Here is a 23,846-nt window from a genome sequence, read left to right as displayed (position 1 = left end):
GCTTCGCGCGGGAGGTGCGCCAGTGGGCCGAGACCGAACTCTGCCGCATCGCACGCGTGGACTTCGAGCTGGCGCCGGAGCAGCCGGAGCGCAGCTTTCGCGAGGTCTTCGACAGCTTCTGGGAGGACCTGGCGTGGTGCGCGACGAGGAAGCCGGAGCTGTTCCACTTCACCTTCATGCACTGGCATCCGGACTCGCTGGAGCCGGAGGCCCTGGGTGCCCAGGCGCGGGAGTTGGTGAGGGAGGTGCTGGCGCACGGTGAGCGCGTGGGCGCGCTGGCGCCTGGAAGCGTGCAGGTGGGCGAGGGGCTCATCTGGGGAGCGCTGGCGGAGCTGGTGCGGGCAGTGGCACGGGGAGACGAGCAGGACGCGCTGGAGAACGTCCGTCTCATGGGACGGGTGCTCTGGAAGGCGCTGGCGGCGGAGGAGGAGTCCGGTGCCGGAGGCGGGCGAACGCCTCCTCTGGAGGACGCTGGCACTGAAGGCGCCGAGGTGGAAGGGGCGGGGACTCCTCCGTTGGAGGGTGCTGGCACCGAAGGCGCCGAGGTGGAAGGAGCGGGTACTCCTCCGCTGGAGGGCGTTGGCACCGAAGGCGCCGAGGTGGAAGGCGCGGGTACTCCTCCGCTGGAGGGCGTTGGCACCGAAGGCGCCGAGGTGGAAGGCGCGGGTACTCCTCCGCTGGAGGGGGCTATCGCCGAAGGCGCCGAGGCGGAAGGTGCTGGGACTCCTCCGCTGGAGGGGGCTGCGACAGAAGGCTCGGCGCCAGGTGAGCCAGGCGCGTCGCCTCCTCTGGAGGAGGGGGCTGCGACGGAAGGCTCGGAGCCCGGTGGCGTGGGCGCGTCGCATGTGGGCGCCGTGACTCTGGAAGCATCCGGAAGGGAAGACCCGGGTGAGGAAAGTGTGGAGACTCCGCACTCGGGTCAGGTGTCTGGGGACGCTTCAACGGCCCGCGACTCCGGAACATCAGCGCTCGGAGCGACGGGCTTGCGTCGGGGTGACGGCTCCTGCCGGAGCGGGACACGCCCTCCAGCGCGAGAGCGTGCTCGCGCCCCTGCCGCGTGCACCGCTCCGGTTCGAGCTTCGCCAGGCGGCGCCCTGCTCCGTGCAGTGCCTTCCGGCGTCCTGAAGGAATCGGGCATGACGTTGCGCAACTCGGCTCTCACCCCGCTGTTACAGCCCATCTTCCATGACGGAGCACGTCAGGCATGCCCGAGTGTCCTGAAGGGGGTAGCCCGTCACGCGAGCATCCGGAGCAGCCGCCGGGGAAGCTCCTCCGTGTGCCAGCGCTGGATCTCGCGGGCCAGCTCCGCCGCGCGCTTCGCGCGCTCCTCCCGCACCTTCGGCAGCAGTGCCCGCGCCGCCTTGCGCTCGCGGGGCTTCGCCTCGGCGGCCAGCCGCTCGAACAGCTCCAACCGCACGTCGGCGTCGTGCAGCTCGCCCAGCTCGTCCTGCAGCGGCACCAGCACCTCCAGCAGCGCGTCCACCGTGCGGCGGAAGGCGGGCTCGAAGACCTCCAGCTCGTAGCGCAGCTTCTTCAAGTCCTTGCGCAGCTCGTGCGCGGCCTCTGCATCCGGCGCCTCGGCGTACGTCTCCATGCGCTTGCGCACGCGGCGCACGCGCCAGTGCAGGTGCTTTCGGGTGCGGCGGCCTCCGAAGCGCCGCGAGTCCGCCAGCGTGTCCAGCTTGCGCAGGAGCCGGGGCACCGTCCTGTCCACCCAGCGCTCCAGCTCCTCGCGCAGCCGGGCCTCCCGCTCATCCAGGTGCGCCAGCCGCTTGTCCCGCAGCGCGGTGATGCCCTCGCGCGTGCCGGGCTTGTCCTTCTCCACCGTGCGCGCCGCGCCCTCCAGCCACGCCGCCTGCACGTGCAAGTCCCTCACGTCGCCCAGCGCGTCCTGCACCCGCTTCACCTGCTGCTCCAGCTTCCGCAGCCCGCCCAGCGGACGGAACACCTGGAGCGCCGCGCGCAGGCGCCGGGTGGCCACGCGCATGTCGTGGACGGACTCGTCGTCGAGCCCGTCCGCGAGCCGTGCCTCCGGCCTGCGCACGTCCGCGAGCCGGCCCGCGAGGATGCGCCGCGCGGCCAGCCCCAGGTGGGTGTCGGGGCCCAGGCCTCGGATGGGAATCGGTTGTGCCACTCAGCCCTCCGTCAGTTCGAACTGGCGCAGCATCCGCTCCGCTCCCTCCGGGCCTTCCCAGCCCAGGATGCGCGCGTCCTTGTCCGCGAAGTGCACGGCCGTGAGGAAGAAGTGCTCCAGCTCATCGCGCTCGCGCTTGGACAGTTGTTGGTATGTCTGAAGGTGCTCGGCGCGGGTCGCGGAGATGGGCACCGTGAGGATGCGGTCATTGCGCTCGCGGTCTCCGGGCCGGCCGTTGCGCTTCTTCTGGTCCACCTGCAACACGCCGAGCGCCCGGCAGGGCAGCACCACGCCGGGCCAGGTGGTGTCGTCCCAGTACACCATCGCGTCCAGCGGGTCCCCGTCCGGCCCACGCGTCGAGGGGATGAAGCCCCAGTCGAAGGGGTAGCGCAGCCCGCGCGTCAGGGGCCGGGAGATGGTGAACGCCTTCAGCGCCGTGTCGTACTTGAGCTTCACCGTCGAGCCGCGCGGGGACTCGACGACCACGTGGAAGGCTCCTTGTTGCCCGCGCAGGGGCAGGCGGGTGAGGTCCGTCGCCATGTGGGCTACCAGCCGGGGCCCGGCGTCTCCAGGGCGGGGCGGGCGTCGATGAGGCGTCGGGTGGCACGCGCGGCGGCCAGCCCGCCCAGCGTGTACCACGCCACGGTGAGGAGCGACGTGGACCGCCGCGCGCGGCTGGGAGCCTGGCCCAGTCCGAGGTACGGCGGCAGCACCACCGCGCCCAGGCCCGCGAGCAGCCCGAGCACCGCGCCGCGCAGGTACGGCCGTTTCGGCCGGCCCAGCGCCACCAGCGAGTAGAAGAGGCTGTTGGACACGAGGTCGCCCGCGAGCGACTGCTGGTGCAGGCGCTTGCCGTGCGCGGGCCGGCCACCGAAGGCGCGGATGCCCTTCTTCAGCGCGCGCTTGCCCAGCACGTCCATCCGGGGCGGATGCTCCAGCACCCGGCGGGCACCCTCGTGCACGAGCGTCAACGAAGTGGCACCCACGAGCCCCGGGCCCAGGGCGAGCAGGAGGAGGCGGGGCCGCGACGAGACAGGCGGTTCCATCATACCCCTCAAGCTACGCACCCCAGCGCGCGCGACCGGCCCCACACCGCCTGCCCGTCTGGTGACCGGCCGGCCTGCTTCAAGCGGGAGGACCGGGGTCGCCTCGCCAGACGTGAAAAGGGGCCTGGTGCCCGCGAGTCCACGCCACCTTCGCGGTGACCCGCGAGCGGCAACCCGGAAGGTCAGCCCCGGGTGCTGGCCGGAGCCGGCGCCTGCTCGGGCTTCGAGGCGTCCACGCAACTGAGCGCCGCCTCCGCCTCGGAGGGGCTCTGCCGCGCCGCCACCTCGGCCTTCGACACCGAGGCGCCCTCGTCCTCCTCGCGGAGACCCCCGCACTCGCAGGCGCCGAAGCGACTGTTGATGCAATACCGGAGGGACCAGGAGCCATCGGGACACATGCACTCCATGGTGTCCCCCTCCATGCAGAACGCCAGCGCATTGCCAGAGGGAACCACCAGCGCCGCCGCCATCAAGAACCCCTGCACGAGCTTCCGGGTCATACGGGCACCTCGGGATGTGGGCCCCGGTCATCGGGGCCCATCCGCATCATCCGCGTGACGAAGGCTCAATGCCTATAAGGGGAAGTCCTGAGGGCTCGCGGCGGCTTTCCGCTCCGCGCCCGGCCTCGTGGGCCCTACTTCTTGCTCAGGTCCGGCACCGCCATGCCGCGCTGCACGGCCGGGCGGCTTCCCACGCGCGCCAGGTACTGCGGCACGTTGCGCAGGCCCGTGAAGATGTCGGGGTTGTACTCGCGCATGCCCGCCACCCATGGGTAGATGGCACAGTCCGCGATGGAGAACTTCCCCGCCACGTAGTCACCCTTGCCGAGCTGTTCGTCCAGCACGCCGAGGATGCGCTTGGACTCGTTGCGATAGCGCTCGATGGCATGCGGGACGTACGCCTTGCTGAAGCGCGTGAAGTACCCGAGCTGCCCGAACATGGGCCCCAGGCCGCCCATCTGGAACATCAGCCACTGCGTCACCTCGGCCTTCCCGCGCGGGCTGGAGGGCAGCAGCTTGCCCGTCTTCTCCGCGAGGTAGAGCAGGATGGCGCCCGACTCGAAGACGGTCAGCGGCCGGTGGTCCACCGTCGCGTGGTCCACGATGGCCGGAATCTTGTTGTTGGGATTGATGGCCAGGAACTCGGGCTTGAACTGGTCGCCCTTCGTGATGTCCACCACCTTGACGTTGTAGGGCAGCTCCATCTCCTCGAGGGCGATGGACACCTTGCGCCCGTTGGGCGTCGCGAACGTGTACAGGTCAATCATGCGTTTACTCCCGTGAGCTGCGCGCTCACCTGCCAGAGCCGCTCCGCGAGGGCCTCGTCCCGAGCCGCGGACGACGTCCACCTCGGACGGCACTTGTAGAAGTACTCCCCGGACACCGACTCCACTTCGGGCGAGGACGCCAGGTAGATGGACGTCCGCGCGCCCTTCTCCGCTGAAATCATGAAGGGTGCACCCAGCTTCACGATGTGGCGGAAGAAGCCCTTCGTGTTGTGGCCGAAGCCCGTGCGCACCGTGCCCGGGTGCAGGGCATTGACCGTCACGCCCGTGCCTTGCAGCCGCTTCGCCAGGGCGCGGGTGAACAGGATGTTGGCCAGCTTGGACGTGCCGTACACGCGGAAGCCGAAGTAGCTCCGCTCGCTCTGCAGGTCGTCGAAGTCGACCTTGCCGGCGAGGTGCGCGTCGGACGAGACGTTGATGATGCGCGACGGGGCGCTGGCCTTCAGCACGTCCAGGAGCAGGTTCGTCAGGAGGAAGGGCGCGAAGTGGTTGGTGGCCATGGTGGCCTCCAGCCCGTCCACCGTCACCTCGCGCCGGTCGATGATGAGCCCCGCGTTGTTCAGCAGCACGTCCAGCCGCGAGTAGCGCGCCTTGAAGGCGGCGGCCAGGTCTCGCACGGACTGGAGCGAGGTGAGGTCGGCCTTCAGCCACTCCACCTTCGCGCCGGGCGCCGCCGCGCGCACCGCGCTGACGGCCGCCTCGGTGCGGCCCGCGTCACGTCCCACCAGCACCACGGTGGCGCCCAGGCCCGCGAGTGCCTTGGCGGCTTCCAGGCCGATGCCACCGGAGGCTCCGGTGATGAGACAGACCTTCCCGTCCATGCGCGTCTGTGAAGTCAAAAGGCGCCCTCCACGTCGAGAGGACGCCTTCTATACGCCGGAGCGGCCCCGCGCGCTCGCCGAACCGCGAGCGCGGTCTGCCCGGGAGTCAACGCTCTGTCAGGCGTTGGGCGTGGACTGGGGCGAGATGCCCTCGGCGCCCCGCTCCCCACCGCGGCGCACGCCCGCGCGCGCGTCACCGTGCAGGTGGCTCTCCAGGAACCACAGGTCCAGCTCCACCTCGCCCAGCGTCTGCGTGAGCAGGTCCGAGGTGACGGGGTCGTTCAGCTCGTCGGAGCGGTGGATGCCGTTGCGGATGCTGGCCCCGTAGCGCGCGAAGCGCTCCACCAGCGTCCTCAGGTGCGCGTCGCCGTCCACGGCGTTCAGGTCGTACTCGGGCAGCTCGCTGTTCTTCGCCGCGAGGCGGATGGTGCCCTCGGCGTAGCCGCCCAGGGTGCCGGCGCGCTCGGCGAACTCGTCGGCCTGCTTGCGCGCGTGCTTGGCCAGGTCGTCGAACAGCTCGTGGCGGCTGTAGAAGTGGCTGCCGCGGATGTTCCAGTGGGCCTGCTTGATCTGCCAGTGCAGGTCGATGGAATCCGCCAGCAGGGTGTTGAGCAATTCGATGAGCTCCTCGCGAGCGTCGGCGGGGAGATTCACGTGACTGGGAAAATTCATGTTCCGGCCTCCTCCAGAGGGCTTTCCTAGGGTGGGGACGCCTTCCGTGGACGCCAATCCACGCCGTGACGGCAGGAGGGCAGGCGGGCTAGCCCGTGACGACCTGGACTCGCGAGGGACTGGTTGCCGGCAGGCTCAGGCGTGCGGCCAGCTCGGTGGCGGCGCGCTCGCCGGACTCCACCGCGCCGTCGAGGTAGCCGCAGCCCTCCAGGGCCGTCTCCGTGCCCGCCCAGTGCACCCGGCCGAACGGCGCGCGCAGGGCGTCGCCAATGGCGGTGAGCGCGCCGGGGCGGGGGAGGCCGACATAGCAGCCCTTGCTCCAGGGCTCGGCAATCCAGTCCAGGTCGGCGACGGCCGTGGGCCTCAGGGCCTGGGGACCGAAGAAGCGTGCGAAGGACTCCAGCGCCGCGCGCCGACGTTCCGCGGGCGGGCGATGCGTCCACTGGCGCGCCGTCTCCCCGAGGAAGAAGCCCACCAGGGCCGGGTGGTGACCGTCGGCGCTGCAATCATCGAAGCACAGGCGCACCGGGCCGGTGTCGCTCACGGCCTCGCCGGAGAAGCCCGCCTCGCGCCAGAAGGGGCGCTCGTACGTGGCCACCACCTTGATGACGCTGCCCATGGGCAGGTCGGCGTGGGCGCGGCGGCGCTCCGGGGGCAGGGCGGCGCCGAAGTCGATGCGCTCGGCCAGCGCGGGCGGCACGGCGACCACGGCGTAGCGTGCGCGCCAGGCGCGGTCGCCGTCCGCCGTGACGGTGACGCCGCCCTCGTCCTGGAGCACGGCGCGCACGGGCGTGGAGAGGTGGACGCGCGCGCCCAGCTCTCCGGCCATGCGCAGGCCGAGGGTCTGGGCGCCGCCGGTGAAGCGCTCGGCCTGGGCGCCGCCCTCGATGGTGGTCAGGGGCATCAGGCCGTGGTTGGAGTGCACGTAGAAGAGGAAGTGGAGGAACGACAGCTCGGACGGCTCGGCGGCGAAGACGGCGCGGGTGGCGATGTCCAGCGCGGCGCGGGCGCCCCACGTCGGGACGTGGCGCTGCTTCCACTCCTCCAGCGTGAGGGCGTCCCACTCGGCGGCCCGGGGCGCGGCGCCGGGACGCTCCAGGGGAACGCGCTTCGCGAGCCCGTCCAGCTTCCAGATGACGCGCTGGAGGTCCAGGAGCGACAGCAGCGGCAGCGAGGGCACCTGGCCGCGATAGGTGCGCCGCTCTCCGCGCACTTCGAGCACCTTGGTGCCGCGGTGGTGCTGGGGAAAGCGTCTGAGGCCCAGCTCGTCCGCGAGGCGCAGCACGTGGCGCTGCTGGGGGCCCACCCATTGTCCGCCGAGGTCCACGACCTCTCCCCCCAGGGACTGGGAGAGGGTGCGGCCACCGACGCGCTCCCGCGCCTCGAGCACCGCCACGGAGAACCCGACCCGGCGGAGGGCTCTCGCGGCGGTGAGCCCCGCCACTCCCGCACCGACGATGACGGCATCCACTGCGCTCGCGTCCATGTGGCCTCCGGCCCGGGACTTTACGCCGGGTGCGTGTCGGGAGGGGCGCGCCAGCAGCGGGTGTTGGCTCCCCGGGAGCGGCGCCTTCGCCAGGGTCCTCCGTGCGGTCTCGCCCGGACGAGGTGGGAAGGACAGGGCGTACGGCCGGGAGCCTCGGGGCCATGGGGGCGTTTCGCGGACGTCTCCCCGTGCCCGCCCTGGCGCTACGATGCCGCCCATGCTCGCGCTCGACCTCGTGGAACGGCTGCGTCAGGTGTCACCTTCGGCGGCGAATGCGCTGCTGACGGTGGCGGTGAAGAACATCATCCCGCTGTCGGCGGTGATGGGCTTCAAGGTGGAGGACGCGAGCGACACGCGGACGCGCGCGTCCGTGCCGCTGCGGCGGCGCACGCGCAACCACGTGGGCGGCGTGTACCTCGGCGCGCAGGTGACGGTGATGGAGCTGACCATGGGGCTGTGGCTCTTCCGCCGCTTCCCGCCCGGCCGCTACAACGCGCTGGTGGACCAGCTGGAGGTGTCCTTCCACGCCAAGGCGAAGGGCGGCGTGCGCGCCATCTGCGAGCCGCCCGAGGACGTCTTCCGCTCCCTCGACGCCGGACTCCGTCAACCAGGCGACAAAGCCCGGCAGTGGGTTCCGGTGAGGCTGGAGGACTTCGAGGGGAAGCACATCGCGGACGCGCGCTTCCTCGCGGTGCTGAAGCGGTACTGAGTGACCCGGGGGCCATGCTCACGGTGGGGAAATTCCCCTGTAACCGTCTCGCGGGCAGCTGCGTACCCCTCGGCACACGCAGCTTCCGCCCCCTGACCGAGGACACCCCCCATGAGCCTCTGGAGCCCCGCCGCCCGTAAGGCCTACCTGCAGCGCACCGCGCCCAAGCCGCCCGCCCGCACGGAGCTTCCCCAGAAGCCCGCCGCAACCACCGCGAAGCCCGTCGCTGCCCAGCAGTCCCCGGTGCGGTTCCAGGACTCCTTCACCCCGGCGCCGCGCCCCGGAGGGGGTTTCTTCCGGAAGCCCGAGCTCAACCCCTCGCCCATCCGCCACGGTCACTCCGAGCCCATCCGCCCCAATGAAGTGCCCTTGAAGAGGCCGGGCGGCACCGGCGTGCTCACGTTCAACACCGCCAATGGCGCGGGCGCGGAGTACCGCACCCCGCAGAACCGCGAGGCTCAGGCCGAGCTCATCCGGAAGTCGGGCGCCTCCATCGTCGCGTTCCAGGAGGTGGACTCGGGCGTCTCGCGCAGCGGCGAGGTGAACACCGCGCTCGACGTCGTCGCGCGCGTCGACGACAGCTTCCGCGTCTTCATGAACGGCGGGGTGAAGGAGTCCATCGACATCCACGAGCCGGCCCCTCCCACCGCGAAGCGCACGGGCAGCGACGGCACCACCCTCTACCAGACGCCGGAAGGCGCCCTCGTCACCGGCGAGTCCTTCTCCGGCGACGACCGCTCCATCGGAGGGGACACCGGCGCGAATGCTACCTACGGCAACGCCATCTACGTGGCGGCGCCCCAGCAGGTCACGGAGGCGTACACCGTGGTGCTGCCGTCCCACACCACTCACGCCGAGGGGCGTACCAAGACGCTCGACACCGTCACGGGGGCCTCGCCCGCGGAGATCGCCGCCCTGGCCGACGGCCAGCTCACGCCGGAGGAGCGCGACCGGCTGGCGGCCGACAACGAGCGCCTCCGCGGCCTGCCGAACTCCGGGGCCGACACGGCCTCCGAGCCGCGCTCCGCGCTCGTCACCCGCGTGAGGAACCCGGACGGCACCGAGCAGACCCTCATCAACGTCCACGTGGCCGTCGAGCCCGAGTCGCTGCGGGACGCGCAGCTGGCGTACATCGCGCAGATTGCCGCCGCCGAGAGCAAGGGCCCGCCGGCGCGCGAGGTGATGGTGATGGGCGACTTCAACTCGTACTCCGAGCAGGTCCGTGAGCACTTCGCGGCCGTGGGACTGGAGCAGGTCGTGGGCGGCCCCGGCGAGCACGGCGGCAACATCGACCAGATCTGGACCACCTCCGGCATCGATACCCGCAACAGCGCGCAGGTGGAGACGGAGGTCGGCTTCGATCCGCACCCGAACAACGGCAACCCGTACGAGCGGGACACCCGCGACACCACCGACCACGACTACGTGGGCTACACCGAGATTTTCTGAGCGGCCGTCACGGCAGCCTGCGCGTGTCCTCGCCCTCGTAGCGGACCTGGACGACCTGACGCCCGGAGCCCGGGAGGTGGACGACCTTCCGGAAGAGCAGCAGCTTCGGGCCGTCGTCGTACGGGTTCGTGGCGAACACCGTGTAGGGGCCGGGCACCAGCCCGCTGTAGTCCTCCTGAGACGTGTAGCCGATGAGCGGCACGTTCTTCTGGGCCCAGACGTCCGCCTGTGAGTCGGCGGCCAGCCCGGGCTCCAGGAGCCTGCCCAGCTCCCGGGCGTCGTTGGGCCAGTCGTGCGCGCCGGGAACGACGTGGATGTTCTCGTAGTGCGATGGGGCGGGGAGCAGGACGCGGAGCCGGCCGGTGCCCGGGGGCTGTGCCCGGAGTTCGACCGCGGCCGTGTCTCCCTCCACGGCCTGGACGCTCAGGGGCGCGAAGCGGCGCGGTGTCCGGGGCTCGGGGCGCGGCTCGCGGCTGACGCGGACCTCGTAGGTTCCGGCGGGCACGCTCCGCGTTGCCTGGCCGGAGCTGTCCGTGCGCAGGGTGAAGGTGCCCGCGTCGCTCCGCGCCTGGACTTCCGCTCCCGGGAGGACGGCTCCCGGGGCATTGAGGACGCGCACCTCCAGGCGGGCCTTCTCGGCGGGGAGCCGGAAGGTGACCTTGCCGTCCTTCCCGGGCGGAATGCGCTGCCGCACCGAGCTTCCGTCCCAGGTCGCGGTCAGCGTCACCTCCCGCCCCGTGGGAACCGGCCCGAGGGAGAAGCGGCCCGAGGCCTCGGAGCGCGCATCATCGGGACGGGACGTGATGCCCTCCCAGTGCGCGGAGAGCAGGACGTCCTTTCGCGGCGTGCCGTCCGGGCCCAGCACGCGCCCCGTGAGCTGGCGTCCGCGTTCGAGCACGATGTCGGGCACGTCCACGTGCTTCGACGGGTGGCTGAGCAGCGGGCCGCCGTGGGCCACGAAGCCCGCGGCTTCGATGTTGAGATAGCAGGCGTTCCCGAGCTTGAAGCGTCCCTGTGCGTCGCGGAAGCGATGCGAGCCCACCTGGAAGCTCCGGATGGGAGCGCCGCGCTCGTCGACCACGCGGCCGGAAGCGGTCCTCGCGCAGCGGGGGACGAGCTTCATGTCGACCGCGGGGCCTCCGGTCCGGGCAGTGACCCGGCCCAGGCCTTCCTCGTGTGTCACGTCGAGGCCGTAGTCGCCCTCACGCATGGGGCGCAGGGTGAAGCGGCCCTCGGCGTCCGTGACGGCGGCCACGAGCTCGCGAGGCCACGCGGAGTTGCGGAGGAAGGCTCCGTCCAGCGGCACGGAGGGGAATTGCTGGCGCGCCTCCACTGTGACACCGGCCACGGGAAGGCCGTCCAGGTTCCGCACCTGTCCCGAGATGGGCGGCGCGGAAGCCGGAGCGAAGCGAAGCTCCACGCGCTCGTCGTCCGTGCCGGGCCGCAGCTCCAGGTCCTCCCAGACGTAGCGCCGGAACTGGCCCTCCACCTTCCAGTACGCAATCAGCCGGTAGCTCCCGGGGGAGGGGGCGGGGTGGTTCGCCTCTCCACGGCCGTCCAGGTCCAGCCACGCCTGGAGTCCCTCCAACGGCTCGGGGACGAGCTGGACCCTGCCGCGCGCCAGTGGCGCTCCCTCGGAGTCGAGCACGCGGACCCGGAGCATGCGGACGGGCGCTGACGGCACACCGGCGTCGGACGTGTCTGCTCCGAGCGTCGCGGTGGAGAGGAGCAGCGAGACCAGGGTGAGGAGACGCAGCCACATGCCGTTCGACTCTAGCCTTGATGGTGTCGACCTACGTCACTACCAGGGCAGCTCGCGCGCCTGTGGGCCCTCGAAGCGGACCTGGACGAGCTGGCGCCCGGGGCCGTCGACCTGGATGACCTCGCGGAAGAGCATTCCCCGCCCGTAGGTGTCGCCCTTCAAGCTCTTGGCGAAGACCGTGTACGTGCCGGGCACGAGGTGACTGAAGTCCCGCATGATGGAGGACATGCGGATGGACATCAGCTCCGCCCCCACGTTCACCGTCTCCCGGTCGTCGTCCGTCGCCACGTGGGCCCCGGTGTCCCGGAAGTCCTCGGTGGCGCCCAGCTGGTCGGGCCAGGAGTGCTCGCCGGGCACGACGAGGATTTCGTCGCAGTGGGACCACGCGGGCAGCAGCACGCGCAGCGCTCCGGGGCCCTGGACGGCGCGGAGCTCGAGCGTGGTGGTGCCCTGGCCGGGGACCTGGACCTTCCATGGGAAGAAGCGGGCGGGAACCGCCGTGGAGGCGCTCTTCGGGTCCGCCTTGCCCGTCACTCGCACCTGATAGAGCCCGGAGGGAAGCTCCAGGTCGACCTCGTGCGAGTTGCTCGCGCGGACGCTGAACGCCCCCGCCGCGCCTTCGGCGGTGACCTCGACCTCCGCGAGCGGAGCGCCCGTCGCGGACAGGGCCCGGACCTCCAGTCGCGCATCGAATGCGGGCACGTGGAGCGTGAGCTCGCCCTCGTGGCTGGGAGGCACGCGCTGGCGCAGCACGTGATGGTGCGACCTCAACGTCAGCATCACCTCTGTGTCCCGAGGAAGGGGCCCCAGGGAGAAGCGCCCGCTGGCATCGATGGGCTGCGACACGGAGTCGGCCACGTTGCCCGGCCACTCGGCGGAGAGCGTGTACCCGAGCGCCGCCCTTCCATCCGCACGCACGACCCTGCCCGCGAGGGTGCGGCCTCGCGTGAGCACGACGTCCGGCAGTGATACCGGGGCCTGGGTGGAGGAGCGGGGAACGTCGACCTCGCGGGTGATGAAGCCCTTGGCCTTGAAGAACAGCTGGCACTGGCCCTTGGAATGGAAGCGGCCCTCCGGGTCCTCCACGTCGAGGTGGAGCATCTGGAAGCGGCGGACCGGAGCGCCGTGCTCGTCCACCACGCGGCCGGTGGCGCTGCTCGGGCAGCCCGGGTCGAGTGTGAACTCGAAGTGGGAGGTTCCCGCCACCGCGAGCGCCTCGCCATACCCGCGGGCGTGAGTCGCGGTCAGCGTGTACTCGCCCTCGCGCAGGTCGCGAAGGGTGAAGCGTCCCTCCGCGTCCGTGCGAATCGTCGCGGTCTCGTAGGGCCAGGTGTCCTCACTGAGGAAGTCATCGTCCAGCGGCACGGAGCGGGTGCGCCGGATGGCGGTGACTTCGGCGTCGGAGAGGAAGGTGCCATCCGCTGCCCGGACACGCCCGGAGAGCGTGGTGGAGTAGGCGTCCTTCTCGAAGCGCAGCTCCAGTCGCGAGGACTCGGGGGCACCGGGCTTCAGCTCGACATCGCGCCAGGTCTGGCGGTGGAACCCGTCGTCCTTCCGGTACCAGGTCGCCATGAGCCGGTAGCGTCCCGGAGGCTGGACGGGGACCCCCGCGATGCCGCGCGCATCCGTGTGTCTCCGCAGGTTGGCGCCGTCGCGTGGCTCGGGCACGAGGAGGACCTCGACACCTTCCAGCGGCTCTCCGCCGAAGCCGCGGATGAGAATCGGGAGCACCCGGGCGCCTCCGCGAACCTCCAGCGTGCGGGGCGCCGTCATCCGGACCGTGGACAGCAGCTCCCCGCCGGTCGTGTCCATGAGATGCACCCGGACCCTGCCCTGGGGGATTCGGGGGAAGTCGAACCGTCCCTCCGCGTCCGTGGTGGCGGTCTGGTCGGGCACCCGGGCCTGAAGCCAGTGCAGTGTCACCCTGCCGCCCGCGAGCGGGGCGCCCTCCGAGCCCAGGGCACGGCCCGTGACGCGGACGCAGCGGTGAAGCTGGAGCGGGAGCGTCTCGACCGCCTGGCCCTTCGCCACCGTCAGGGATTGTTCGTGAGGGGCGCACAGCTCCGGGGCGTGCACGCGCAGCCGGTAATGGCCAGGGGGAACGTCGAAGCCGAACTGGCCGTCCTCGTCGGACTTCGCCCGTGCGACCACCGTGCCACTGGAGGTCCGGGCGAGCTCCAGCGCCGCGGCGGTGAAGGGCTCGCTCCTCGCATCCACCACCGTGCCGCTGACCCGCGCTCCGAGCGCCACGGTGGGCAGGAGCAGCAGACAGCACAGGGCGACGGAATGACGCATGGGCCGAGTGTACGCCGGGCCGCCCGGCTTTTCCGGGGAGGGGAGAAGTGCCCATCGGCAAACAACGAAATACAAGGAAACAGACCGGGCTCGTGTAGAGCAGGCAGGATGGCGTGAGAGGTCGGCCTCGGACCGCGGAGCGCTTCCCGTGGGGCGCCTCGCGAGGCAAGCTGTCCTCCGTGTCACGTCGCTCCCGGCTGGGCCTCACACTGCTGCTCTCGGTGCTCCTGCACGCGGCGCTCTTCTTCGCGCTGTCGCGGGTCCCGTCCGCGCGTTCCTCGTCCTCGGCGCGGCGTGAGGTCGTGGAGCTGGAGTTCATCTCCCCACCCGCGAAGCCCGAGACGCCGCCTGCTCCGGAGCCGACGGCGCGACCGCCCGACCGGGTGAGTCCTCCTCCCTCGCGCCGCGCGGAGCGGCCGAAGCGGGAAGAGGAGCCCAGGGCCCCCGTGGCGACCACGCCCCAGGACGCGGCGCCCCCAGGCAACGCAGAGGCGTCCGAGGCTCCCTCGCCCCTGGCGGAGGACGCCCCGCGCGTCGCCGCGAAGGACCCGGACCGGCCCATCCTGGTTCCGGACCACCTGCTGGGACAGGGCCTCACGGGGAAGCCTCCGTCCACGGGGCGCACGATTCGCAACGTTCCGGGCTCGGAGCCGGATCCGAAGGCCATCGCCGCGCGCGAGGCCGAAGAGGCGCGACAGAAGGTGGACGGGTGGGCGAAGGACGCGCTGGCGAGCGCGCGCGCGGAGAGCGGGGCGCCCGGTCCGTACTTCTCGCGGCTCCAGAAGGACTTCTCGAAGAAGCTCGTCAACCCGCCGCCGCCGGACCTGAAGGTGCTGGCCGCGCGGATGAAGCGCGAGCAGGTGGACTCCATCGAGCGCTTCGGCAAGACGGGCAGCCCCATCGCGCCGAGCGGGCCGCGTGACCACCGGCTGGAGCAGCGCAATCGCTTCCAGGCGGCGGTGGAGGCCGGACGCGCCGCGAACATGTACATGATCGACGTCACCGAGCCCGTCCTCGCGCTCGCCGCCGTGGTCGAGGTGCGGCAGGACCGCGACGGCAAGCTGGTGGAGCTCAAGGTCATCGAGGGCTCGGGCGACAAGACCTTCGACGAGTGGGCCATGTCCCAGCTCCGCGACGCGCTCGCCCAGGCGGATGCGCCGCCCGGGGGGGATGCTGGCGTGGGCATCCACGACGACGGGATGCGCACCCGCTGGCGGCTCAAGGAGTTCCTCGGCAACCCGAGGGTGCAGATCCACCTGATTGGCATCTACTGAGCGCGGAGGCGCTCAGGTGTCGCCGCGCTTCGCGTACACGGGCGTGCCGCGCGGAGCCGTGCCCTCCGTGGCGTGGCCCTCCTTCACCCAGTACTCGATGCCGCCAATCATCTCCTTCACGCGGAAGCCCAGCGCGGCGAAGCGCGCCGCCGCCTTGGTGGAGCCGTTGCAGCCCGGGCCCCAGCAGTAGGTGATGATGACGTCGTCCTTGCTCAGGTGCGCCGTCGTCTCCGCGCTGATGGTGCGCGCGGGGAGGTTGAACGCGCCGGGCACGTGCCGCTCCGCGTAGGCCTCCTTCGCGCGCACGTCCACGACGACGAAGCCCTTCTTGCCGCGCTCCAGGTCGAGCTGCACGTCGGCCGGGTCCGTCTCCACGGACAGCTTCGCGAGGAAGTGACGCCGAGCCTCCTCGGGCGTGGCGGCGGGCGTTTCGAGGACGAATGAGAAGGGGCTAACGGGCGTGGTCATGGAAGGCCTCCGGTGACTGCGACGCACGGAAATGTGCTCCTGAAGTGGTCCGACGGACAGCGCCAATGTGTGCCAGAGGAATGGACCATTTTGACGGTTGCTCACGAGGCCCTGCCCTGGCTTCATGGGTCCATGCCGAAGCGGGCCGCCGGGGTGTCACTGCCTTTTCTCGCACTGGACAGCGGGGAAGGGGCGCCGCTGCACCACCAGCTCTACGAGCGGCTGCGGGAGTCCATCCTCTCCGGTGCGCTCGCGCCGCGCAGCCGCCTGCCCTCCACGCGCACGCTGTCCCGCGAGCTGGGCGTGTCCCGGGGCACGGTGGAGGGGGCGTTCGCGCAGCTCGACGCGGAGGGCTTCCTGGAGCGGCGCGTGGGCTCCGGCAGTGTGGTGGCCCTGCCGGAACATGCCCGGCTGCCCCGGACCTCGCCGTCCGCTCCGCGCCATCGGGAGTCCAGGCCCGTCCTGTCACGCCGGGGACAGCGCCTGTCGCGGGACGTGCTCCCGCCGGAGCCCCGGGACGTGCGGCCCTTCACGCCGTGCCTGCCCGCGCTGGACCTGTTCCCCACGCGCCTGTGGAGCCGCGCCGTGGCCCGGCAGGCCCGGCTGCTGGGGCCGGAGTCGATGACCGCTGGCGAGCCCGCGGGTTTCCGTCCATTACGAGAGGCCATCGCGGCGCACCTGGGCACGGCGCGCGGCGTGCGCTGCGAGTGGCGGCAGGTGCTCGTGCTCTCCAGCACGCAGCAGGCGTTGGACTTGTCCGCGCGGATGCTCCTGGATGAAGGGGAGGGCGTGTGGCTGGAGGAGCCGGGCTACCTCGGCGCGCGGGCCGCGTTCGAGTCCGCGGGAGCGCGCGTGTTTCCCGTGCCGGTGGACGCGGAGGGGCTCCGCGTGGACGTGGGCGTGAGCCGCGCCGCGAAGGCCCGGCTGGCCTACGTCACGCCTTCCCACCAGTACCCGCTGGGCGTGACGCTGAGCCTGCCCCGCCGGCTGGCGCTGCTGGAGTGGGCCCGCTCCGCGCGCGCGTGGGTCCTGGAGGACGACTACGACAGCGAGTTCCGCTACGCCACGCGCCCGCTGGCGGCCATCCAGGGGCTGGATGTGGCGGGGCGTGTCCTCTACGCGGGCACGTTCAACAAGGTGATGTTTCCCTCGCTGCGGCTGGCCTTCCTCGTGGTGCCGGACGCGCTGGTGGAGGCCTTCACCGCCGCGCGCGCCGCCACGGACGGACATGCGCCGCTGCTCCATCAGGCGGCGATGGCGCACTTCATGGAGGCGGGGCACTACGTGGCGCACCTGCGGCAGATGCGGCTGGCCTACGCGGAGCGCCGGGATGTGTTGCTGGATGCCTTGCGCCGCGAGGTGGATGGAGGGCTGGTGCCCGGTGCGGCGGAGGCGGGCATGCACGTCACCGCGTTCCTCGCGCGAGGGCTGCGTGATTTGGACATCGTCCAGCGCGCCGACACGAAGAGGCTCGGGGCTCGCAGGCTGTCACCGCTGTACCTGGGGCGCCGTGAAGAGCAGGGGCTCGTACTGGGATTCTCCGGTACGAGCCCCGCCGGGCTGCGCGACGCCGTCCGCGCGCTCGCGCGGCTGTTGTGACTACTCCACCCAGTGGACCTTGCCGAGGCCGGCGGGAATCAGGTCACAGATGAAGACGGAGTGGTCATCCGGGTTGTTGTCGTAGACGCCGCGAGCGGGGATGCAGCGCGCCTGCTCGGGGTACGGAGCGTTGTACTCCGCGGCGAGCTGCTGGCAGTACGTGTCCTGGAGGCCGCCGCACTCCTCGGTGCAGCTGTCGGCGCGAATCCAGTACGGGTTGTAGTACGGGTACGAATCCGCCTCGACCCAGCACAGGCCGCTGGCGCACTCCGAGTCGGCGTTACAGCCCGTGCCGACGGCGTTGAGGCCCTGCTTCTGCTCCGCGGGGGCCGGAGTCTGCTCGGGCGTCGCGCTGCCACAGGCCACGGTGAGCAGGGAGAACGAGACGAGGGACACAGCAAGAAGGTTCCGCATGGGTACACCTTTCAGGGTGAGGGGGAAGGCGGAAGCAACCATTCCCCGCGAGCGGAACCAAGTCACATCGTCACGAAATCGCTCATCCCCCGACACGCCGATACAACCGTGTCATCAAGTATCAATCCTGCTTGAGCAGGTTGATGACCGCGAGCGGGCCACCGGGGAACTGCTGCAGCTTCCCATTGGCCAGCGGGCCGAGGTCGATGGGGGCGAAGCCCACCTTTTCGAAGAGGCCGCGCACCTCCGTCTTCGCGCCCGCGTCGTCACCGGACATGAAGAGCACGCGGCGGCCGGTGGCGTGCCTGGGGTCCGCCGCGAGCACGGCGGCGAGCAGTGTGTTGGCGGCCTTCACCACCCGTGCGCCCGGAGCGAGCGACGCTACGATTTCGCTCGACGTGCTCCCCTTCAGGTCCGCGAGGCGGAAGCCGGGCAGGAGGACCGGGTTGGTCGCGTCGAGCAGGATGCGGCCGTTCCACGCGGGCAGTCCGGACAGTGCCTCGGGCACCTGCTCCCACGGCACCGACAGCACCACCAGCTCCGCCTTCGCGGCCTCCTCCCGCGTGCCCGCCCGCGCTCCGGGGCCGAGCTTCGCGACGAGGCCCGCCAGCGACTCCGGACCGCGGCTGTTGCTGACGACGACTTCATGGCCGGACTTCACCATGTGCCCCGCCAGGGCCTGACCGATGCTGCCCGCGCCGATGATTCCAATCCTCATGACACACTCCTGATTCGTTCGAATGCGGTGATGGTGCCGCACGGCTCGGGGGCCACCCACACGGGTGACCCCGGGGAGCCGCGCTTCACTTCTCGGGGGGCGTGGCGAGCAGCTGCTGCTCCCAGGTGAAGCTAGTGCCGACGTTGCCCATGTGGTCGACCAGCAGCTTGGCCAGGTTGGGCACGGTGTCCGTGCGGGCCCAGTCGCGCTGCAGCTCGGAGGCGAACACGGTCCAGGTGAGGGGCACGCCGCCGGCCTGGATCATGCGCTGGATGGCCACCTCATGCGCCTCCAGGGAGACGCCGCCCGAGGCGTCGGTGACGAAGTAGACCTCGTAGCCCTCGCCGAGCGCGTGGATGACCGGGAAGGCCAGGCAGATCTCCGTCCACAGCGCGGCCATGACGATCTTCTTCTTGCCCGTCTTCTTCACCCACTCGACGACGCGGGTGTCCTCCCACGTGTTGATGAAGGTGCGGTTGATGGGCTTCTGCTCGGGGAAGACGGCCTGGAGCTGCGGGAGGAGGTAGCCGCCGCGTTCCTCCAGCACCGTGGTCAGCAGCGTGGGCACGTTGAACATCTTCGCGGCCTTCGCCAGGCCCACCACGTTGTTGATGATGCTCTGCGTGTCGTGGCTGCGCAGGCCGGCGAACTGGAACGGCTGGTGGTCGATGAGGATGAGCGCGCAGTTGTCGGGGGTGAGCATCGCGCCGAGACCGGCCTTCGAGTTGGTGGCGTTCATTGTCGTTCTCCGTTGTTGGGGGGGACTGCGTGGGTTGGAACCCGGCGCCCGCTCGGCGGCGCCGGGTTGCTGATGGAAAGAACAATGCCGACGCGACGCCTGGCCCAGTAGCCGGCGGCTCGCCGAAGCTCTTTAAACACAATGTTTAAAGCGGCCCCGGAGCCCTCTAACCTCGCGGCGCATGGAGACCCTCATCACGCTGGAGTCCTTCGTCCGCAGCGCGCAGTCCTCGAGCTTCTCCGCGGCGGCGCGCAGCCTGGGGCTGACACCCGCGGGCGTGAGTCAGAACGTGGCGCGGCTGGAGAAGAAGCTGGGCGTGCGACTGTTCCAGCGCAGCACGCGCGGGCTGACGCTGACCGAGTCGGGCGAGCGCTTCCTGCAGGACGTCAGCGGCGGGCTCGACACGCTCCAGTCGGCCATCGCCAACGTGACCACGTCGGCGGGCAAGCCGTCCGGGATGCTGAAGGTGAGCATGGCGCCGGTGCTCGGACGGAGCTACCTCGTGCCGTTGTTGAAGGACTTCCTCGCGAAGTACCCCGGCGTCGTCCCGGACTGGCACTTCGACACGCGGCGGGTGGACATCATCAAGGAAGGCTTCGACGCGGCGATTGGCGGCGGCTTCGAGCTGCCCACGGGGATGGCGGCGCGTGAGCTGGCGCGGGCCCACATCGTCGCGGTGGCCTCGCCATCGTACCTGGCGCTGCGCGCGCCGCCCCGGAGGCCCGCGGACCTGAAGCGCCATGATGGACTGGTGCTGCGCTCACCGCAGACCGGCCGCATCCGCACGTGGCCGCTGCGCAACCGCGAGGGCGACCAGGTCGGCGGGGAGATGCCGGCGCGCGTGATTTTCAACGACCCCGAGGCGCTCACGCAGGCGGCCCTGATGGGACTGGGCATCGCCTTCGTGTCGACGGTGGATGTGGTGCCGCACCTGCGGGAGGGAACGCTGGTGCGGGTGCTGCCGGACTGGCACGCGGACATCGGCCCGATAGCGCTCTACTACCCCGGGCACCGGCAGCTGCCCGCGAAGACGCGCGTGTTCGTGGACTTCGTCACGGCGGAGTTCAAGCGGAAGGGCCTGGCCCGGCTGCTCTCCGCGGTGTGACACGGAGCCCAGGTGAGCGCGTCGCGCGGGTGGACGAGGCACTCCCCCCCTCATTGACGCTTGAGGATGACGCCGTCGTCGCTGATTGCGTAGCTCGCGCCAATATCGGCTGGGAGAGGTTCGATTCCGCAGCGCTCATCTTCCTTGGGAGTGAAGTGGATGAACGTCACTGCATCACCGCGCATGAGCCAGACATCGTAGGTGTCCAGTCGATGCAGGCACTGTGTCAGCGCGTCCGCGTTCTTGGGGGGCGCCTTGCCTGGAGGGCGGAAGTCGTTGGTGGCAATCTGCAGGGCCTTGAGGTGCGGCCCTTGGAGGATGCGGAGTTCCTCCTGCTTCCACTCGGGAAACTGGATGGTGGCCGCGACCTCTGGTGGTGCGAGGGGGGCCTCATACTGCTTCTTCCAGAACTGACATCCCAGCTGAGACAGGAGGAGCATGGCTCCCAGGAGCGTGCGGCTCCCGCGCGTGTGAGTTTCGCTCAACGCGCCTCATCCTCCATGAGGAAGTCGGTGATGCTCTTCCACATGGCCTCGAACTGTGGCCGGCGGAAGCCGGAACCGGAGATGAGCCAGTCCACGTGCGGCGGCTGGTGCGCCGGCTGGTCGAAGTGGCCAATCGCATCCAGGTGGTCCGCCCGCACCGCCGCCAGCACCCGCCCGTACACCTGCGAGCGCGTGGGGACGATGCCGTCACACGCCGTGGGCCCCGGCAGCGCCCCGTACGCCTGCACCAGCGCCGCCGTCTGCGCGGGCGTGTGCGGCGGAATCGCCGTCAGCGGCATCCGCTGCGTCTGCCCATAGACGAGCGCATAAATCGTGTGCGTCAGCTGCGCGTACGGATCCAGCCCCGCGGACATGCGCGTGCGCAAGGACGGCGGCCGCGACTGCGTAATCACCGAGCCGTACCGCACCCCCGGCCGGTCCACCGTGCTCGCGTTGAAGAGGTCGATGCCCTCCGGCGTGAGCTGCGGAATCAGCGACGTGTCGTTGCCCACGTCGCTCAGGAACTTCGCCACCGCGTCCCGCCGCTCGGAGGAGAAGTCCCCCAGCAGCTGGTCGTAGAGCTGGTCCAGCAGCGTGGGCTTCCAGCCGAGGTTGTCGTCCGCCCGCGCCAGCACGTGCCCGAAGCGGAACGCCACCCGCAGCGGCAGCCGCCCGAAGCGCAGCACGTACACGGTGAACAGCGACAGCAGCTTGAGAATCTTCTGGCCGAACAGCCCCATGAAGAACGTGGCCAGTGGCGTGCCCGCGTGCGGCGTGGACACCGTCACCACCGAGCGCACCCGCTGCGCGAAGGGCTCCAACTCCAGCCCCTGGGACAGCTGCGCCCCCGGGCTCACGAACAGCCGCGAGTCCAGCCCGCCCGTCGAGTGGCCGATGAGGTGGATGGGGCCGTCGTCCCCGCTCGCCGTGTCCTTCACGGCCTTCAGGAGGTCCGCCGTGCGCGTGCGGATGGAGGCCGTCGGGTGGGACAGCACGATGACCACCTCGGCGTCCACGCCCCGGCGGCCCAGCTCCGCCTTCAGGTAGTCGTAGGCGTGGCCGAAGTAGATGAGCTCGCCCAGGTTGATGAAGCCGAAGAAGCCGGGGACGAGATAGATGTGGTGCTTCGCTGCCATTGCTCCGCAACATACCTGACGCGACGCGTGATTCTCCTCGGGAATGCATGTTCAGCCCACGGGTTGACGCCTGCCTGTTCTCGGGAAGAGAACGGCGCTCCCACTCTCCGTCATTCTGGAAGGACGACCGCACGTGGACCGCGGACTGCTCGCACTTGCCCTGTTCATCTCCCTCCCCGCCGCCGCGGACGAGGGGATGTGGACCTACGACGCCTTTCCCTCGGAGGCCGTGAAGAAGGCGTACGGCTTCACGCCCACGCAGGAGTGGCTGGACAAGGTCCGCCTCGGCTCGGTGCGGCTGGCCGGTGGTTGCTCCGCCAGCTTCGTGTCGCCCGACGGCCTGGTGATGACCAACCACCACTGCATTCGCGAGTGCATCGTGGACCTGTCCTCGCCGAAGGAGGACCTGCTCGCCCGGGGCTTCCTGGCGAAGACGTCCGCCGAGGAGCGCCGCTGCCCCAAGGTGGAGGCCAACCAGCTGGAGAAGATGACGGACGTCACCGCCCGGATGAACGCGGCGACGAAGGGCCTGTCCGGCGCCGCCTTCAACACCGCCCTCAAGAAGGAGATGGCCGCGGCCGAGTCCGAGTGTGCCACGTCCGCCGACGTGCGCTGTGACGTGGTGACGCTCTTCAACGGGGGCAAGTACCACCTGTACCAGTACCGCCGCTTCCAGGACGTGCGGCTCGTCTTCGCGCCCGAGTTCTCCATGGCCGCCTTCGGCGGGGACCCGGACAACTTCAACTTCCCCCGCTTCGGCTACGACGCGGCCTTCCTGCGCGTGTGGCAGGGCGACGCGCCGGCGAAGAGCCCGCACTACCTGCCCTGGGCGAAGCAGGGCGCGAAGGAAGGCGACCTCGTCTTCGTCTCCGGCCACCCCGGCGGCACCGAGCGCAAGGCCACCGTGGCCGAGCTGGAGTTCCAGCGCGACGTCAACCTGCCGTACACCCTGCTGGGCCTCTCCGAGGTGCGCGGCATGCTGCGCGAGTTCGTCAACGCCTCGCCGGAGCGCTACCGCACCACGCGCTCGCGGCTGCGCGGCGTGGAGAACGGGCTGAAGGCGCTGCGCGGCCGGCATCAGGCCCTGGCCGACCCGGCGCTGCTGGCCCGCAAGCGCCAGGAGGAGGCCGAGCTGCGCAAGCGCGTGGACGCCAACCCCCAGGCGAAGGCCGCCACCCAGGGCGCGTGGGAGGAGATTGCCCAGGCGCTCGACGCGTACCGCCGCATGCTCCCCGAGTACCGGATGAAGGAGCAGGGCGAGGCGTACCCCGGCGAGCTGTTCACCCTGGCGCGCGACCTGGTGCGCCTGTCCGACGAGCAGTCCAAGCCGAACGCGGAGCGGCTGCGCGAGTACACCGAGGCCCAGCTCCCCACGCTGCGCCAGCAGTTGCTGCGCGAGGCGCCCATCGCCGCCGAGCTGGAGCAGGCGCTCCTGGGCTTCGGCCTCAACCGCCTGCGCGAGACGCTGGGCGCGGATGACCCGTTCGTCCACCAGGTGCTCGGCCGCGAGGCCCCCGCCGACCTCGCCCGCGCGCTGGTGAAGGGCACGAAGCTGGGTGACGTGAAGGTGCGCAAGGCCCTGCTGGAGGGCGGCAAGGCCGCCATCGACGCGTCGAAGGACCCGATGATTGTCTTCGCGCGCAAGGTGGACGCCGAGGCCCGCGCCGTCCGCAAGCGCTACGAGGACACCGTGGAGGCGGTGCTCAAGCGCAACGGTGAGCGCATCGCCAAGGCGCACCTGGCCGTGTACGGCACCTCCGGCTACCCGGACGCCACCTTCACCCTGCGCCTCAATGCCGGGCAGGTGAAGGGCTGGGACGAGAATGGCCGCGCCGTGGCGCCGCTCACCACCTTCGGCGGCGCGTATGCGCGCCACACCGGCAAGGACCCCTTCAAGCTGCCCGACAGCTGGCTGAAGGCCCAGGGCCGCGTGCCCCCCGAGACGCCGCTGGACATGGCCACCACCAACGACATCATCGGCGGCAACTCCGGCTCGCCCGTGGTGGACCGCGACGGGCGCGTGGTGGGCCTCATCTTCGACGGCAACCTGCACTCGCTCGGCGGCCGGTACGCGTACGTGCCGGAGACCAATCGCGCGGTGGCCGTGCACGGAGACGGGCTCCTCGCCGCCCTGGAGCACGTCTATGGCGCTACCCGGGTGGTGAAGGAGCTGCGCGCCGCGAGCGACGTGGCCTCATCGCCCGCGAAGTAGTCCCCACCCGGAGGACCCGGGAGGTTGGCTCTGAAGC

At 70.8% G+C, this 23,846-nt stretch carries 22 protein-coding genes; 6 read left to right on the top strand and 16 right to left on the bottom strand.

Going from position 1 to position 23,846, the window contains the following annotated elements:
* Positions 1–1,234 precede the first annotated feature (1,234 nt).
* The 8 genes from HG543_RS20015 to HG543_RS19980 all read right to left on the bottom strand — a co-directional run bounded on the left by HG543_RS20015 (position 1,235) and on the right by HG543_RS19980 (position 7,663).
* Positions 1,235–2,134, bottom strand: coding sequence for a CHAD domain-containing protein (locus tag HG543_RS20015; protein WP_169346411.1), 900 nt, complete (start codon positions 2,132–2,134; stop codon positions 1,235–1,237).
* Positions 2,135–2,674, bottom strand: coding sequence for an inorganic diphosphatase (locus HG543_RS20010; protein ID WP_169346410.1), 540 nt, complete (start codon positions 2,672–2,674; stop codon positions 2,135–2,137).
* Between the two features lie 5 nt (positions 2,675–2,679).
* Positions 2,680–3,183 carry a hypothetical protein gene (locus tag HG543_RS20005; RefSeq protein ID WP_169346409.1) on the bottom strand — a complete coding sequence of 168 codons (504 nt, stop codon included), beginning with the start codon at positions 3,181–3,183 and terminating at the stop codon, positions 2,680–2,682.
* A 179-nt stretch (positions 3,184–3,362) separates the two neighbouring features.
* Positions 3,363–3,680, bottom strand: coding sequence for a hypothetical protein (locus tag HG543_RS20000; RefSeq protein ID WP_169346408.1), 318 nt, complete (start codon positions 3,678–3,680; stop codon positions 3,363–3,365).
* A 134-nt stretch (positions 3,681–3,814) separates the two neighbouring features.
* Positions 3,815–4,447: a glutathione S-transferase family protein gene (locus HG543_RS19995; protein ID WP_169346407.1), complete on the bottom strand. Its 633-nt coding sequence runs from the start codon at positions 4,445–4,447 to the stop codon at positions 3,815–3,817.
* On the bottom strand, positions 4,444–5,286 hold the full coding sequence (locus tag HG543_RS19990; protein ID WP_169346413.1) for an SDR family oxidoreductase: 843 nt from the start codon (positions 5,284–5,286) through the stop codon (positions 4,444–4,446). Before HG543_RS19990 ends, HG543_RS19995 begins: the two co-directional genes overlap by 4 nt.
* A 117-nt stretch (positions 5,287–5,403) precedes the next feature.
* Positions 5,404–5,958, bottom strand: a complete 555-nt coding sequence (dps, locus tag HG543_RS19985; RefSeq protein WP_169346406.1) for a DNA starvation/stationary phase protection protein Dps — start codon at positions 5,956–5,958, stop codon at positions 5,404–5,406.
* Positions 5,959–6,046: 88 nt separating this feature from the next.
* Positions 6,047–7,663: a flavin monoamine oxidase family protein gene (locus HG543_RS19980; RefSeq protein WP_169346405.1), complete on the bottom strand. Its 1,617-nt coding sequence runs from the start codon at positions 7,661–7,663 to the stop codon at positions 6,047–6,049.
* Here HG543_RS19980 and HG543_RS19975 point away from each other — a divergent pair.
* Together HG543_RS19975 and HG543_RS19970 are read left to right on the top strand one after the other, a co-directional pair.
* On the top strand, positions 7,662–8,153 hold the full coding sequence (locus HG543_RS19975; RefSeq protein WP_169346404.1) for a DUF4442 domain-containing protein: 492 nt from the start codon (positions 7,662–7,664) through the stop codon (positions 8,151–8,153). The two genes, HG543_RS19980 and HG543_RS19975, sit on opposite strands and share 2 nt — an antisense overlap.
* A gap of 111 nt (positions 8,154–8,264) precedes the next feature.
* Positions 8,265–9,602: an endonuclease/exonuclease/phosphatase family protein gene (locus tag HG543_RS19970; RefSeq protein WP_169346403.1), complete on the top strand. Its 1,338-nt coding sequence runs from the start codon at positions 8,265–8,267 to the stop codon at positions 9,600–9,602.
* A gap of 7 nt (positions 9,603–9,609) precedes the next feature.
* On the opposite strand, the gene HG543_RS19965 is transcribed toward HG543_RS19970, so the two are convergent.
* Together HG543_RS19965 and HG543_RS19960 are read right to left on the bottom strand one after the other, a co-directional pair.
* Entirely contained in the window at positions 9,610–11,364 is a 1,755-nt protein-coding gene (locus tag HG543_RS19965; protein WP_169346402.1) for a carboxypeptidase regulatory-like domain-containing protein, read from the bottom strand.
* A 39-nt stretch (positions 11,365–11,403) separates the two neighbouring features.
* A complete protein-coding gene (locus HG543_RS19960) occupies positions 11,404–13,659 on the bottom strand; it encodes a carboxypeptidase-like regulatory domain-containing protein (protein WP_169346401.1) in 2,256 nt (751 codons plus the stop codon).
* A gap of 113 nt (positions 13,660–13,772) precedes the next feature.
* On the opposite strand from HG543_RS19960, the gene HG543_RS19955 reads away from it, so the two are divergent.
* Complete coding sequence (locus tag HG543_RS19955; RefSeq protein ID WP_169346400.1) at positions 13,773–14,933, top strand: TonB C-terminal domain-containing protein; 1,161 nt, start codon at positions 13,773–13,775, stop codon at positions 14,931–14,933.
* A gap of 12 nt (positions 14,934–14,945) precedes the next feature.
* On the opposite strand, the gene HG543_RS19950 is transcribed toward HG543_RS19955, so the two are convergent.
* Positions 14,946–15,401: a rhodanese-like domain-containing protein gene (locus HG543_RS19950; RefSeq protein WP_169346399.1), complete on the bottom strand. Its 456-nt coding sequence runs from the start codon at positions 15,399–15,401 to the stop codon at positions 14,946–14,948.
* A 132-nt stretch (positions 15,402–15,533) separates the two neighbouring features.
* On the opposite strand from HG543_RS19950, the gene pdxR reads away from it, so the two are divergent.
* A complete protein-coding gene (gene pdxR / locus HG543_RS19945; RefSeq protein WP_169346398.1) occupies positions 15,534–17,000 on the top strand; it encodes a MocR-like pyridoxine biosynthesis transcription factor PdxR in 1,467 nt (488 codons plus the stop codon).
* Here pdxR and HG543_RS19940 read toward each other — a convergent pair whose 3' ends face one another.
* The 3 genes from HG543_RS19940 to HG543_RS19930 form a co-directional block, all read right to left on the bottom strand.
* The gene (locus tag HG543_RS19940) at positions 17,001–17,414 is read right to left on the bottom strand and encodes a hypothetical protein (protein WP_169346397.1); all 414 of its coding nucleotides are present in this window, start codon (positions 17,412–17,414) and stop codon (positions 17,001–17,003) included.
* Between the two features lie 121 nt (positions 17,415–17,535).
* The gene (locus HG543_RS19935) at positions 17,536–18,132 is read right to left on the bottom strand and encodes an NADPH-dependent F420 reductase (protein WP_169346396.1); all 597 of its coding nucleotides are present in this window, start codon (positions 18,130–18,132) and stop codon (positions 17,536–17,538) included.
* 85 nt (positions 18,133–18,217) lie between these two features.
* Positions 18,218–18,871, bottom strand: coding sequence for a hydrolase (locus HG543_RS19930; RefSeq protein ID WP_169346395.1), 654 nt, complete (start codon positions 18,869–18,871; stop codon positions 18,218–18,220).
* Between the two features lie 181 nt (positions 18,872–19,052).
* Here HG543_RS19930 and HG543_RS19925 point away from each other — a divergent pair, with 181 nt between their 5' ends.
* The gene (locus HG543_RS19925; protein WP_169346394.1) at positions 19,053–19,976 is read left to right on the top strand and encodes a LysR family transcriptional regulator; all 924 of its coding nucleotides are present in this window, start codon (positions 19,053–19,055) and stop codon (positions 19,974–19,976) included.
* Between the two features lie 50 nt (positions 19,977–20,026).
* Here the strand turns inward: HG543_RS19925 and HG543_RS19920 are convergent, their stop codons facing one another.
* Both HG543_RS19920 and HG543_RS19915 read right to left on the bottom strand, forming a co-directional pair.
* The gene (locus tag HG543_RS19920; RefSeq protein WP_169346393.1) at positions 20,027–20,416 is read right to left on the bottom strand and encodes a hypothetical protein; all 390 of its coding nucleotides are present in this window, start codon (positions 20,414–20,416) and stop codon (positions 20,027–20,029) included.
* 41 nt (positions 20,417–20,457) lie between these two features.
* Positions 20,458–21,597, bottom strand: a complete 1,140-nt coding sequence (locus HG543_RS19915; RefSeq protein ID WP_169346392.1) for an esterase/lipase family protein — start codon at positions 21,595–21,597, stop codon at positions 20,458–20,460.
* 133 nt (positions 21,598–21,730) lie between these two features.
* Here HG543_RS19915 and HG543_RS19910 point away from each other — a divergent pair, with 133 nt between their 5' ends.
* Positions 21,731–23,809, top strand: coding sequence for a S46 family peptidase (locus tag HG543_RS19910; protein ID WP_169346391.1), 2,079 nt, complete (start codon positions 21,731–21,733; stop codon positions 23,807–23,809).
* Positions 23,810–23,846: the final 37 nt, after the last annotated feature.

Origin of the sequence: Pyxidicoccus fallax (genome assembly GCF_012933655.1) — a bacterium.
Lineage (GTDB): Bacteria > Myxococcota > Myxococcia > Myxococcales > Myxococcaceae > Myxococcus > Myxococcus fallax.
The sequence above is the reverse complement of the archived record's forward strand: the minus strand, read 5'-3'. Positions and strand labels throughout refer to the sequence as shown.

Excerpts from the sequence above, each read along its gene's own strand:
- HG543_RS20010 (WP_169346410.1), bottom strand. The coding sequence starts at position 2,674 with ATGGCGACGGACCTCACCCGCCTGCCCCTGCGCGGGCAACAAGGAGCC.
- HG543_RS20005 (WP_169346409.1), bottom strand. The coding sequence starts at position 3,183 with ATGATGGAACCGCCTGTCTCGTCGCGGCCCCGCCTCCTCCTGCTCGCC.
- HG543_RS20000 (WP_169346408.1), bottom strand. The coding sequence starts at position 3,680 with ATGACCCGGAAGCTCGTGCAGGGGTTCTTGATGGCGGCGGCGCTGGTG.
- HG543_RS19995 (WP_169346407.1), bottom strand. The coding sequence starts at position 4,447 with ATGATTGACCTGTACACGTTCGCGACGCCCAACGGGCGCAAGGTGTCC.
- HG543_RS19990 (WP_169346413.1), bottom strand. The coding sequence starts at position 5,286 with ATGGACGGGAAGGTCTGTCTCATCACCGGAGCCTCCGGTGGCATCGGC.
- dps (WP_169346406.1), bottom strand. The coding sequence starts at position 5,958 with ATGAATTTTCCCAGTCACGTGAATCTCCCCGCCGACGCTCGCGAGGAG.
- HG543_RS19975 (WP_169346404.1), top strand. The coding sequence starts at position 7,662 with ATGCTCGCGCTCGACCTCGTGGAACGGCTGCGTCAGGTGTCACCTTCG.
- HG543_RS19980 (WP_169346405.1), bottom strand. The coding sequence starts at position 7,663 with ATGGGCGGCATCGTAGCGCCAGGGCGGGCACGGGGAGACGTCCGCGAA.
- HG543_RS19970 (WP_169346403.1), top strand. The coding sequence starts at position 8,265 with ATGAGCCTCTGGAGCCCCGCCGCCCGTAAGGCCTACCTGCAGCGCACC.
- HG543_RS19965 (WP_169346402.1), bottom strand. The coding sequence starts at position 11,364 with ATGTGGCTGCGTCTCCTCACCCTGGTCTCGCTGCTCCTCTCCACCGCG.
- HG543_RS19960 (WP_169346401.1), bottom strand. The coding sequence starts at position 13,659 with ATGCGTCATTCCGTCGCCCTGTGCTGTCTGCTGCTCCTGCCCACCGTG.
- HG543_RS19950 (WP_169346399.1), bottom strand. The coding sequence starts at position 15,401 with ATGACCACGCCCGTTAGCCCCTTCTCATTCGTCCTCGAAACGCCCGCC.
- pdxR (WP_169346398.1), top strand. The coding sequence starts at position 15,534 with ATGCCGAAGCGGGCCGCCGGGGTGTCACTGCCTTTTCTCGCACTGGAC.
- HG543_RS19940 (WP_169346397.1), bottom strand. The coding sequence starts at position 17,414 with ATGCGGAACCTTCTTGCTGTGTCCCTCGTCTCGTTCTCCCTGCTCACC.
- HG543_RS19935 (WP_169346396.1), bottom strand. The coding sequence starts at position 18,132 with ATGAGGATTGGAATCATCGGCGCGGGCAGCATCGGTCAGGCCCTGGCG.
- HG543_RS19930 (WP_169346395.1), bottom strand. The coding sequence starts at position 18,871 with ATGAACGCCACCAACTCGAAGGCCGGTCTCGGCGCGATGCTCACCCCC.
- HG543_RS19925 (WP_169346394.1), top strand. The coding sequence starts at position 19,053 with ATGGAGACCCTCATCACGCTGGAGTCCTTCGTCCGCAGCGCGCAGTCC.
- HG543_RS19920 (WP_169346393.1), bottom strand. The coding sequence starts at position 20,416 with ATGCTCCTCCTGTCTCAGCTGGGATGTCAGTTCTGGAAGAAGCAGTAT.
- HG543_RS19915 (WP_169346392.1), bottom strand. The coding sequence starts at position 21,597 with ATGGCAGCGAAGCACCACATCTATCTCGTCCCCGGCTTCTTCGGCTTC.